We start from the raw sequence: 11539 nt of genomic DNA on the forward strand, positions 1-11539 counted from the left end.
ACCGGAGCCGCCGCTGCGCAGATCGCAGCCCGCGGAAAACGAGGAGCGTCCATGAAGTACGACGTCGCCGTCGTCGGCGCAGGGTTTTCGGCCATCGCTGCCACCATCAACCTGCTGCGCCTACTGCCCGCCTCTTCACGTATCGCCGTCGTCGGCGACGATCCGGGTTTCGGCCGCGGCACAGCCTATCGCAGCGAATTCTACCAGCACCGGCTGAACGTGCCGGCCGCCCGCATGTCGATCTATCCGGATCAGCCTGAGGATTTCCTCGACTGGCTGGCGGAAGCCGGCCGCGAGGTCGGCGGCGGTGACTTCGCCAGCCGCAGCGATTTCGGGCTTTACCTGCGCGACCGGCTTGCCGCCCTCCTGCGCGACCGGGCCAACCGGCCGCGGGTGGATTTCATCAAGTCGCGGGCGATCGGCTGTATCGACATATCGCCGTCGACAACGCTGATCCGGCTGGTCGACAACGATGAACTCGCCGCCTGCCATACCATCCTCTGCCTTGGGGTCGGCACGGCGCCGCTGCCGGTTCCGGCCGATGCCATTGCTGCGTCCATCCGCACGAAGATCGTCGACAATCCGTGGCGGCTGGGCTGGCTGACCCAGGTTGGCCGCGACGACCGGATCTGCATGCTGGGCTCGGGCCTCACCATGGTCGACCAGGTGCTGGCACTGCGCGCGCGCGGCCATCGCGGGACGGTCGACGTCCTCTCCCGCCGCGGCCTGGTGCCGCATCCGCATCTCGACCAGCCGACGCCGCCGGTTGCCCCGCAACTGCCGGACACCACGCAACTCAGCGCACTCCTGCAGGCGATCCGCCATGAGGTGCGGCAGGGTGCACCGTGGCGCAGCGTCCTTGATGGCCTCCGACCGCAGACGCAGAGGCTCTGGCAGCAGCTTTCGGTCGCGCAAAAAGGCCGGTTTCTCCGCCACGCGCTGGCCTGGTGGACCGTGCACCGCCATCGTCTGGCGCCGGATGTCGGCCGGGAATTCCAGACGCTCATCGACGACGGCACGGTCAAGGTGCACGCCGGCTACCTGCAGCGCATCGAGGCAAGCGGCGCCGGCGCCCTGATCACCTACCGCAGCCGCGGCAGCGCGGAGATGAACAGGATCGGCGCCGACTGGATCGTCAACTGCACGGGCATGGAGCGCGCCGGGATCAGACACTCGCCGCTGCTCCAGACGATGGCCCAGCGCGGCCTCCTGCAGGGCGATCCTCTGGGTCTCGGTGTCGTGGTCGACGACCGGGCGCATCTGGTCGCTGCGGATGGACGCGTGCATCCGCACATCTTCGCCGTCGGCGCGCTGACCGCCGGACGCTTCTGGGAGATCACCGCTGTGCCGGACATTCGCGTGCAGGCCCAGGCCGTCGCATCGGAGATCGCCCAGGCCGTCAGCATCGGCGCTGCGGCCTGAGGCGGATCTGGAGCCGACGCGCTAGAGCGAGATCGTTCCGCGCATCACCACCGCACATCGCCCGGCGATAGTGACGCCGTCGACCGCACCCCCACGCTTCTCGACGGACACCTCGATGTGGCTCGGCCGCCCCATCTCGATCCCCTGCTCGATGATGTAGTCGAGCCTGCCGTCGACCAACGGCTCGCGGCTGGCGAGGTAGGCGGCAAGCGCCCCGGAGGCGCTTCCGGTGGCCGGATCCTCCGGCACATTGTCGAGCGGCGCGAACATCCGGGCGCGAAGCTTGGCTGGATCCTGCGGATCGACAACGTAGAGAAACAACGGGAAATCACCGTCCGGCGTCATCCTCGCCGCCGCATCCCGGAAGGCCGCGGTATCGGGCCTTGCCGCCACAAGCGCTGCCAAATCCGCAACTTCGACGAACGCAAACGAAAGGCCGACCGACAGCAACAGCGGTGGGTGGCGGTCGATGCGGATCGCCGCTTCTGGCAGCGACGCGCAGGCGGCAACGAGCGGCAGCGAAATTTCCCGACCGACCGATAAAGGCTGCGGCGCACGGATCGCCGCACCCGTCACCTGGCCACCGTCGCGGATGATCTGCACCTCGACGATCCCTGCCCCCTCCTCGAACCGCAGGATGTCGCCGACGGGCTTGCCGAACAGCAAGGCCTGCTGGCTGAGAACGAAGGCGGTGCCGACATTCGGATGGCCGGCGAACCCAACTTCGGTCGTCGGCGTGAAGATCCGCACCCGCGCATCGTGAGCGGGATCATCGGGCGGCAGAACGAAGGTGATCTCCGAATAGCCGAACTCGGCGGCAATCTTCTGCATCGCGTCGTCGTCGATACCGCGCGCGTCGGTGAAAACGGCGAGTGGATTGCCGGCGAACCGCTCTTCGGTGAACACATCGACGGTGACGAATGCGGCTTCGGCCATGACCGGCTCCCTCTGCTGATTGCGCTACCCTATCCGCCGCCTGATGAGCGCGACCAGCCAGAGTTTTTGAAGCAATACATCGGAAACGCTGAAGGGCCGCTCCGTTTCCGGGGCGACCCTCCTATCTCCTCCACAGAATGCGCGCGGCAGCGCTTCAGGCGCGTATCAGACCTTGTTGACGCTTGCCGCGTAGATCTGGTCGATCGTCGCCGCCATCCTGGCATCGAATTCCGCATCGCTCATCGTCACGTGCAGGCCTTCCGTCAGGCCGCGCGAGAAGCTGGCGATCATGCCATGGTTATGGCTGAGCTTTTCGCAGGCATCGGCGGTGCTGTAGCCGCCTGACAGCGCGACGAGGCGCACCACCGACGGATGGGCGACGAGCGGTGCGTAGAAGTCGGGGACCGTCGGGATCGTCAGCTTGAGCATGACGGTCTCGCCGGCCGGAAGCTTGTCGAGCTGCTCGACGATCTCGTCGCGGAGGATTGCTTCGGCTTCTTGTTTCGTCGGGCTGTTGATGGAAACTTCCGGCTCGATGATCGGCATGAGGCCCTGCCCGATGATCTGACGGGCCACCTGGAACTGCTGCTCGACAACGGCGGCGATGCCGGCCTTGTCCGCATGGGCGATCACCGACCGCATCTTGGTTCCGAACATCCCCTTCTCGCGGCCGCGGATCAGGAGCGTATCGAGATCGGGCATCGACTTCATCGTCTGGACGCCGTTTTCTTCCGCGTTCAGACCCTTATCGACTTTCAGGAACGGCACGACGCCGCGCTTCTCCCAGAGGTAGGACGGCACAGGCTGGCCATCGACATCGCCATCCATCGTCCGCTCGAACAGGATGGCGCCGATGACCTTGTCGCCGTTAAAGGCGGGGGCGCTCATGATGCGGACGCGCATGGCGTGCATCAGGCGGAACATTTCCTCGTCGCCCTGATAATCCTTTTCAGACACGCCGTAGAGACGCAGGGCTCCCGGTGTTGAACCGCCACTCTGATCCAGTGCGGCGATGAAGCCGGGCGCTGAACCCATCCTGTCCAACATCTTGGCGTATCCCATGCTTACACTCCTGTCCCTTAAAGTCGGCGTACTACGCTTGTATCAAGTTCGCTATCACACGCGGATAACAGAAGTTTTTTTGCAAGGAAATCCTATGCTTAAAGCTTGAAACGATTGAATTTCTTTCAATCGTTTAAAATATCCGATTATTTTAAAAGCGGTTAACATCCGCATGCGGAGCCCTTGGCAGGTGCCCCGCATGCGCTAACTGCACGCGGTCGCTCAGCCGCGGGTCAGCACTGCGACGCCGGGCAGTTCCTTGCCTTCCATCCATTCGAGGAAGGCCCCGCCGGCCGTCGAGACATAGGTGAAGTCGTCGGCAACGCCGGCGTGGTTGAGCGCCGACACCGTATCCCCGCCGCCGGCGACCGAAACCAGCTTGCCGGCCTTGGTCTGCGCGGCGGCAACCTTCGCCGCAGCGACAGTCGCCGCGTCGAAGGGCTCGATCTCGAAGGCGCCGAGCGGACCGTTCCACACCAGCGTTTCGGCGCGCTCGATCCAGCCGGTGATCACCTCGACCGATTTCGGCCCGACGTCGAGCATCATGGCGTCGGCCGGAATGGCGTCGATATCGACCACTTCGTTCGCAGCGCCCGCCTTGAACTCCCGGGCGACAACACCGTCGACCGGCAGGACGATGGCGCATTTGGCGTTCGCCGCCTCGATCATGATCTGCTTGGCGGTCTCCGCCAGGTCGTGCTCGCAGAGCGACTTGCCGACCGACGTGCCGCGCGCGGCGATGAAGGTGTTGGCCATGCCGCCACCGATCACCAGCGCGTCGACCTTCTTTACCAGGTTCATCAGCAGGTCGATCTTGGTCGACACCTTGGCGCCGCCGACGATCGCGACGACCGGCTTCACGGGCTCGCCGAGCCCCTTTTCCAGCGCTTCGAGCTCAGCCTGCATGGTGCGGCCGGCATAGGCCGGCAGATGGTGGGCAAGCCCTTCCGTCGAAGCATGCGCCCGGTGAGCCGCCGAGAATGCATCGTTGACGTAGATGTCGCCATTGGCGGCCAGCGCCGCGGTGAAGTCCGGACCGTTCTTCTCTTCGCCGGCGTGGAACCGGGTGTTTTCGAGCAGCAGGATGTCGCCGTTCTGCATCTCGGCCACCGCTGTCGCAGCTGGCTCGCCGATGCAGTCGTCGGCGAACAGGACCGAGTGATCGAGCACCGACTCGACCGACGGCGCGATCAGCTTCAGCGACATGTCGGCGACAGGGGCGCCCTTGGGGCGGCCGAAATGCGCCAGGAGGATAACCTTCGCGCCCTTGCCCGACAGCTCCAGGATGGTCGGTGCGACACGTTCAATGCGGGTCGTATCGGTGACCTTGCCGCCCGATACAGGAACGTTGAGATCGACGCGCACGAGAACGCGCTTGCCCGCGATGTCGGTGAGATCGTCAAGGGTCTTGAAGGCCGGCATGTCTGAAATCCACTGTAGGTTATGGGAATGCGATCGGGACCATAGCCCACCTGAGCGGCGACGCAAGGCAGTCACGCCCTATTTTCCCCCTCGTCCGGACGTGGGTCCGACAGGGTTTCTGGCAGGTCGTCGGATGGCGTTGCCGAGGGTGGCGCCTGCGCTGCGGCAGCCGGCCCGGCAGCCACCGGTGAAGAGCCCGGCACCGGCCTTCCGCGGCTGCGGCGGATGGCATCGCGCACCCGATGGGCGATCTCGCGCATGTTGATGAAGATCGGCAGACGCGTCGCCGGCTCCACGGGTTCGAGCGAAATGCCGACGGAAAGGATGTGCTCGTGTTCGTCGAGATCGCGGACGATGAGGATGATCGAACCCAGACGCACCCGGTCCGCATAGTCCGCCCTGCCGCCCAGCCGGTACGTCATCAGGTCGCCGACCGTCATCCCCTGCTCGGCAACCGACAGGAGCCCCGGACCGTAGGCCGCGTCGAGCTCCTTCGCCGGACGAGACGGCGAGATCGCGAAGGCACCGAAGAAGTCCGCGTCGTCCTCGTCCACCGGCGCGCGGCTCGCAAACAGCCGGTCGAGCAGCCGCGAATAGCCGGGTGCGATGAACAGGTAGATCTGGTCGTTCTCCCGCAGCCGCCCGGCATACTGATAGCGCATGCTGCGCCCGTCGCGGATGACCAGCGACGGCATCGCCCATCGGGGGATCCGCTCGCCGCGCAGCACCGGCGAATCCTTGATCACCCGGTAGGAAATCAGTTCGTGATTGGCCCGCCCCGGCAGATCGAGTTCCACCTTGTCGACCTCGCCCATCCGTGGCGGAATGATCAGGCCGAGCCGCTCGGCAACCGGCTTGATCGTCCAGCCCTGCAGCAGCAGCGACACGAGCACGATGATGAAGGCGGTGTTGAAGTAGACATGGCTGGCGTCGATCCCGCCGAGGATCGGCATGATGCCGAGCAGGATCGACACGGCACCGCGCAAGCCCACCCAGGCGACGAAGCCGATCTCCTGCTGGGTGAAATCGAAAGGCAGAAGGCTGAGCCACACGGCGATAGGCCTGGCGACGAAGATCAGGAACAGCGCAAGGCCGATTGCCGGCAGCAGGATCTGCGGGAAATCCGAAGGGGTGGCGAGCAGGCCGAGCACCAGGAACATGATGATCTGCGCCAGCCAGGTCAGTCCGTCCTGGAAGCGCGTGATCGCCTCCTTGGCGAAGATCTTGCGGTTCCCGGCATAGATGCCGGCGACGTAGACGGCGAGGAAACCGCTGCCGCCGATCGCGCCGGTGAAGGAGAACACCAGCAGCGCCAGCGCCAAAACGAAGATCGGCGCCAGCCCGCGATCGACCGGCAGCCGGTTGAGGACGTTGACGATCATCATGCCGCCGAGCAGGCCGACCACGCCGCCGAGCCCCATCTGCTTCACGAACATCGCCAGAAGTTCAAGGTTGAACCCAGACGAGCCGTGGCCGGCGCTGATCAGTTCGACGAGAGCCACCGTCAGGAACACCGCCATCGGATCGTTGGTGCCGGATTCGACCTCCAGCGACGAGCGGACCTTGTCACGGATGTGGATGCCGCCGATGCGCAACAGGAAAAATACCGCAGCCGCGTCCGTAGAGGCGACGATCGACCCGAGCAGCAGGCCTTCCAGCCAAGTGAGATCGAGAAGAAGCGATGCGGCGCAGGCAAAGATCGACGCGGTGAGGATGACCCCCAGCGACGCCATGGTGATCGCCGGAGCGGCGGCGATCTTGAAGGCATGCAGCGAGGTGCCGAAGCCGGAATCGAACAGGATGACCGCCAGCGCCAGCGATCCCAATACATAGGCCATCGAGTAGTTGCTGAAATCGATGCCGAGGCCGTCGACACCGGCGACAAGGCCGATCAGCAGGAAGACGAGCAGCAGCGGTGCACCGAAGCGGAAAGCAAGGAGACTGGAGAAGGCGGCAACCAGGACCAGGATCGTGCTCACCAGCACTATGATGTAGAATGCCTCCAAGACCCCTGCCCTTCCTGCCTTGCACTCGTCAGCTTCGTGCAACCGGCGCGAAGCTGCGTCCTTTCCTGGACCTCCCGGGTGGTCCGCAGGTCCCGCCGGCCGGCCAGTATGACCTTGCCGAAACGCCGCCGGATAAGCGGCGGACTATGGGGAACTATACGGATCCGGATGGCGCCGGCGAGGAATCAGACGACCCGATCATTACGCGGGATCGAATCCGGCAAGAGAAGGGCAGAAACGGCACCGGCCGTACGGTTTGGCGATCGGGATGCAGCCGTGTCACGCACGCCTGCGAAAGCCCCGAACGAAAAGAGGCGACCGGTAACCGGCCGCCTCCAGATGCGATGCTTTGTGACCCGACGGATCAGATGAGCTTGGCGAGCGCCACGGCCGTGTCGGACATGCGGTTCGAGAAGCCCCACTCGTTGTCGTACCAGGTGAGGATGCGCACGAAGTTGCCTTCGAGCACCTTGGTCTGATCGATCGCGAAGATCGACGAATGGCTGTCGTGGTTGAAGTCGCGCGAAACGAGCGGCTCTTCGGTGTAGCCGAGGATGCCCTTCAGCTGGCCGTTCGAGGCCGACTTGATGGCTTCGTTGATTTCCTGGACGCTGGTGTTCCTCTTGGCGACGAACTTGAAGTCGACGACCGAGACGTTCGGGGTCGGCACGCGGATCGAGGTGCCGTCGAGCTTGCCCTTCAGCTCCGGCAGCACCAGGCCAACGGCCTTTGCGGCACCGGTCGAGGTCGGGATCATCGACAGGGCTGCGGCGCGGGCGCGGTACAGGTCCTTGTGCATGGTGTCGAGCGTCGGCTGGTCGCCCGTGTAGGAATGGATCGTCGTCATGAAGCCGTGATCGATGCCGATCGCATCGTTCAGGACCTTGACGACCGGCACCAGGCAGTTGGTCGTGCAGGAGGCGTTGGAGATGACAAGGTGATCCTTGGTCAGCTTGTCGTGGTTGACGCCGAAGACGACCGTCAGGTCGGCGCCGTCGGCCGGAGCCGACACGATGACGCGCTTGGCACCGGCCTGCAGGTGCAGCGCCGCCTTGTCGCGGGCGGTGAAGATGCCGGTGCATTCCATGGCGATATCGACGCCGAGCTCGCCGTGCGGCAGCTGGGCCGGATCCTTGACAGCCGTCACCTTGATCGGCTTGCCGCCGCCAACGATGATCGTATCGCCTTCGACCTTGACGTCTGCGGGGAACTTGCCGTGGATGCTGTCATAGCGCAGCAGGTGGGCATTCGTCTCGACCGGGCCGAGATCATTGATCGCGACGACTTCGATATCGGTTCGGCCCGATTCGACGATGGCGCGCAGAACGTTGCGGCCGATGCGGCCGAAGCCATTGATGGCAACCTTGACAGTCATATGCATTCACTCCCTTGAAGTGGGCTTTTTGGAAATGGGCGGGGGCGCCGGTTACTGCAGCGCCCCTCAAAGCTCAAAGCTTGGCTTCGGCTGCGGCGACCACGGCTTCCACGGTGATGCCGAAATGCTTGTAGAGATCCTTGGCCGGACCCGATGCACCGAACGACTTCATGCCGATGAAGGTGCCGTCATTGCCGATGAACGTATCCCAGCCCTCGCGCACCGCAGCTTCCACGGCGATCTTGACCGGCGAGCGGCCGATGATGGCGCGGCGGTAATCGTCCGACTGGCCCATGAAAAGCTCGACGCAGGGCACCGAGACGACGCGCGTGGCGACACCCTTGGCTTCCAGAGCCTGCGCCGACTTCACAGCGATTTCGACTTCCGAACCGGAGGCGAAGATCGTCACCTTGGCGTCGCTCGACGAGACAAGCTCGTAGGCGCCCTGGGCGCAGAGGTTCTTTTCCTCGTATTCGGTGCGCACCGGCATCAGGTTCTGGCGGGTCAGCGCCAGGCCGGACGGGCGGTGCTTTTCCTTCAGCGCCAGCTGCCAGCATTCAGCGGTCTCGGTCTCGTCGGCCGGGCGGAACAGCAGCAGGTTGGGGATAGCCCGCAGCGACGCGAGATGCTCGACCGGCTGGTGGGTCGGGCCGTCTTCACCGACGCCGATCGAATCATGCGTCCAGACATGCACGACGCGGATGCCCATGAGCGCAGCCAGGCGCACCGAGGGACGGCAGTAGTCGGAGAAGATCAGGAAGCCGCCCGAATAGGGGATCAGGCCGCCATGCAGCGAGATGCCGTTCAGCGCAGCGGCCGTCGCATGCTCGCGGATGCCGTAGTGCATGTAGCGGCCGGAGAAGTCGGTCGGCGTGATCGACTTCATCTGGCTGGTCTTGGTGTTGTTCGACGGCGTCAGGTCGGCGGAGCCACCGAGCATTTCCGGCAGCAGGCCGTTGATGACCTCGAGCGTATCCTCGGAGGCCTTGCGGGTGGCGACCGTCGGCGGATTTGCGGCAATCTTGCGCTTGAAGGCATCGATCGCGCTGTCGAAGCCGCCCGGCAGGTCGCCGGCAAAGCGCCGGACAAATTCAGCGCGGGTCTCGCTCGGGGTAGCGGCAAGCCGCTCCTCCCATTCCTTGCGGGCCTTGGTGGAGCGCAGGCCGGCGAGACGCCAGGCATCCAGCACGTCGGCCGGCACGACGAAGGCTTCCGATTCCCAGTTCAGCGCCTTGCGGGCTGCGGCAATTTCCTCGGCGCCGAGCGGCGAGCCGTGCACCTTGTGCGTGCCCTGCTTGTTCGGGGCGCCGAAACCGATGATGGTCTTGGCCGCGATGAAGGTCGGACGGTCGGATTTCTGGGCAGCCTCGATGGCCGCGGCGATGGCCTCCTGGTCATGACCGTCGACTTCGATCGTGTTCCAGTGCACCGACTTGAAGCGGGCGATCTGGTCCGTCGAATCCGACAGCGACACGGCGCCGTCGATGGTGATCGAATTGTTGTCCCAGAAGACCACGAGCTTGTTCAGCTTCAGGTGGCCAGCCATGGCGATGGCTTCCTGGCTGATGCCTTCCATCAGGCAGCCGTCGCCGACGAGCACGTAGGTGAAGTGGTTCTGCAGGTCGCCGCCGAACTCGTTGGAGAGCTTCTTCTCGGCAAGTGCCATGCCGACGGCATTGGCAAGACCCTGGCCGAGCGGCCCGGTGGTCGTCTCGATGCCTGAAACGTGGCCGTATTCGGGGTGGCCGGCAGTCTTGGAGCCCAGCTGGCGGAACTGCTTGATATCCTCGATCGTCATGTCCTCGTAACCCGTCAGGTAGAGGAGCGAATAGAGGAGCATCGACCCATGGCCAGCCGACAGCACGAAGCGGTCGCGGTCCGGCCAGAGCGGGTTCTTCGGATCAAACTTGAGGTAGCGGCTGAAAAGGACCGTGGCGACATCCGCGGCACCCATCGGCAGACCCGGATGGCCTGAATTGGCCTTCTCGACGGCATCCATCGCGAGGAAACGGATCGCATTTGCCATCCGATTGTGTTTGTCAGGAGAGGTCATGGCTAGCCCGCTGGTTTGCAGTGTCAATCACGGTCCCGCGCGGGACCAAATGAGGCGCGGTCGATCCTTATCAGGTGCCACGCCCAAGTCAACAAATGGGGCCGCCCGGGAGGCTGTGCAAGGCGAACGGGAAGCCCGCCGCAATGCCCCGGTTCCGCCTTCGGACAGCGCCTCCCGAACGGCGATCCACAGCTGACGTTCCTCGGCCGGCTGTCACTTTATTGACCGTCCACGGTCTGCCACTTAGGGTGCTCGCCAGACAGTCAAGCCGGCCGGCACGATTCGAAACTTCGCCGTGTCGGCTTCAAGACCCAGCAGGATGCCGTTGGACAAGACCCTGAACGCAGCCATATCCGAGCTCTCGGCTGCCGTGAACAGCCTCGAGAACGCCTTGGATGCCCGCCTCGAACGGCAGCGAGAAGCTGCCGATGTCGAAGGCGAGGTCCGTCGCGTGCATGCCGATCGCGCACGGCTGGCCCAGGAACTGGATCAGTCGGAATTCCGCGCCAACCGGCTCGAAGAAGTCAATCGCGAGGTCTCCCGGCGACTTGTGACGGCCATGGAAACCATCCGCGCCGTTCTCGACCGGTAGTCCATCAGGGGATCAGAAGCGCATGGCGCAGGTAACGGTAACGATCGACGGCAAGGCTTACCGCATGGCCTGCGAAGAGGGTCAGCAGGGTCACCTGGAGGATCTGGCATCGCAGTTTGACCGCTATGTCGGGCACCTGAAGAGCCAGTTCGGCGAGATCGGCGACCTGCGGGTCACCGTCATGGCCGGCATCATGGTGATGGACGAGCTGTCGGAGACCAACCGCCGCATCGCGGCGCTGGAGAAAGAGGTCGAGGGCCTGCGCTCGACCCAGGACGGCGCCAGCCAGGAACTGCAGAAGCACGAGGCGACGCTGGTCGCCGCGATCGGCGATCTGGCGGGCCGTCTGAACGGCATCACCGCCAAGCTGAACGCCCGCCCCGGCAGCCAATCCAGCTGATCCCCCGCTCATCCGGCGGGCACTTGCGTTTTCCTTGAAGATCCCACTGGCGAGCGGCTGAAATCGCGCCTATATTGACGTTGCGTTCTGCGCTTCTCGACAGGAACCACAATCCCTGGGGCCATACTCGATCCAAAGGGAGCTGTCCCTGGCCAGGCCCGTGGGCTTGGACATACGGCGCCCACCTACGTTTGTAGGCACCCAGGATCGTAAACCTCCATCGGTTGCCGTGGATCGCACTTTCATTCTGCCGTCGCTCCCTTGACTTCCG

9 protein-coding genes and 1 other RNA gene are annotated in these 11539 nt (G+C 64.5%); 4 read left to right on the forward strand and 6 right to left on the reverse strand.

Annotation, left to right across the window (positions count from 1 at the left end; translation table 11 throughout):
* The first annotated feature begins 51 nt into the window (after nucleotides 1–51).
* On the forward strand, nucleotides 52–1422 hold the full coding sequence (locus ACR65N_RS13750) for an FAD/NAD(P)-binding protein (RefSeq protein WP_440457479.1): 1371 nt from the start codon (nucleotides 52–54) through the stop codon (nucleotides 1420–1422).
* 21 nt (nucleotides 1423–1443) lie between these two features.
* Here ACR65N_RS13750 and ACR65N_RS13755 read toward each other — a convergent pair whose 3' ends face one another.
* From ACR65N_RS13755 to tkt, 6 genes are all read right to left on the reverse strand, one after another.
* On the reverse strand, nucleotides 1444–2358 hold the full coding sequence (locus tag ACR65N_RS13755; RefSeq protein WP_440457480.1) for a PhzF family phenazine biosynthesis protein: 915 nt from the start codon (nucleotides 2356–2358) through the stop codon (nucleotides 1444–1446).
* A 165-nt stretch (nucleotides 2359–2523) separates the two neighbouring features.
* Nucleotides 2524–3420 (reverse strand): fructose bisphosphate aldolase, encoded by an 897-nt coding sequence (locus ACR65N_RS13760; RefSeq protein WP_440457481.1) that lies wholly within the window; start codon nucleotides 3418–3420, stop codon nucleotides 2524–2526.
* A 222-nt stretch (nucleotides 3421–3642) separates the two neighbouring features.
* Nucleotides 3643–4842, reverse strand: a complete 1200-nt coding sequence (locus tag ACR65N_RS13765; protein ID WP_440457482.1) for a phosphoglycerate kinase — start codon at nucleotides 4840–4842, stop codon at nucleotides 3643–3645.
* 71 nt (nucleotides 4843–4913) lie between these two features.
* Complete coding sequence (locus ACR65N_RS13770) at nucleotides 4914–6848, reverse strand: potassium/proton antiporter (protein ID WP_440457483.1); 1935 nt, start codon at nucleotides 6846–6848, stop codon at nucleotides 4914–4916.
* Between the two features lie 364 nt (nucleotides 6849–7212).
* Nucleotides 7213–8223 (reverse strand): type I glyceraldehyde-3-phosphate dehydrogenase, encoded by a 1011-nt coding sequence (gap, locus tag ACR65N_RS13775; RefSeq protein ID WP_440457484.1) that lies wholly within the window; start codon nucleotides 8221–8223, stop codon nucleotides 7213–7215.
* Nucleotides 8224–8296: 73 nt separating this feature from the next.
* Nucleotides 8297–10276 carry a transketolase gene (gene tkt / locus ACR65N_RS13780; RefSeq protein ID WP_440457485.1) on the reverse strand — a complete coding sequence of 660 codons (1980 nt, stop codon included), beginning with the start codon at nucleotides 10274–10276 and terminating at the stop codon, nucleotides 8297–8299.
* Between the two features lie 319 nt (nucleotides 10277–10595).
* Between tkt and ACR65N_RS13785 the strand changes: the two genes are divergently transcribed.
* The 3 genes from ACR65N_RS13785 (at nucleotide 10596) to ssrS (ending at nucleotide 11508) form a co-directional block, all read left to right on the forward strand.
* Nucleotides 10596–10868: a DUF4164 domain-containing protein gene (locus ACR65N_RS13785; RefSeq protein WP_430304491.1), complete on the forward strand. Its 273-nt coding sequence runs from the start codon at nucleotides 10596–10598 to the stop codon at nucleotides 10866–10868.
* Nucleotides 10869–10890: 22 nt separating this feature from the next.
* Nucleotides 10891–11268, forward strand: a complete 378-nt coding sequence (locus tag ACR65N_RS13790) for a cell division protein ZapA (protein WP_430304492.1) — start codon at nucleotides 10891–10893, stop codon at nucleotides 11266–11268.
* Between the two features lie 81 nt (nucleotides 11269–11349).
* Nucleotides 11350–11508, forward strand: a non-coding RNA gene (ssrS, locus tag ACR65N_RS13795) — 6S RNA.
* Nucleotides 11509–11539: the final 31 nt, after the last annotated feature.

Source organism: Rhizobium sp. SAFR-030, assembly GCF_059415005.1.

What these genes read in the sequence shown, in the direction of transcription:
- ACR65N_RS13755 (WP_440457480.1), bottom strand. Translation starts at nt 2,358, where the DNA reads ATGGCCGAAGCCGCATTCGTCACCGTCGATGTGTTCACCGAAGAGCGG.
- ACR65N_RS13765 (WP_440457482.1), bottom strand. Translation starts at nt 4,842, where the DNA reads ATGCCGGCCTTCAAGACCCTTGACGATCTCACCGACATCGCGGGCAAG.
- ACR65N_RS13785 (WP_430304491.1), top strand. Translation starts at nt 10,596, where the DNA reads ATGCCGTTGGACAAGACCCTGAACGCAGCCATATCCGAGCTCTCGGCT.
- ACR65N_RS13760 (WP_440457481.1), bottom strand. Translation starts at nt 3,420, where the DNA reads ATGGGATACGCCAAGATGTTGGACAGGATGGGTTCAGCGCCCGGCTTC.
- ACR65N_RS13750 (WP_440457479.1), top strand. Translation starts at nt 52, where the DNA reads ATGAAGTACGACGTCGCCGTCGTCGGCGCAGGGTTTTCGGCCATCGCT.
- gap (WP_440457484.1), bottom strand. Translation starts at nt 8,223, where the DNA reads ATGACTGTCAAGGTTGCCATCAATGGCTTCGGCCGCATCGGCCGCAAC.
- ACR65N_RS13790 (WP_430304492.1), top strand. Translation starts at nt 10,891, where the DNA reads ATGGCGCAGGTAACGGTAACGATCGACGGCAAGGCTTACCGCATGGCC.
- tkt (WP_440457485.1), bottom strand. Translation starts at nt 10,276, where the DNA reads ATGACCTCTCCTGACAAACACAATCGGATGGCAAATGCGATCCGTTTC.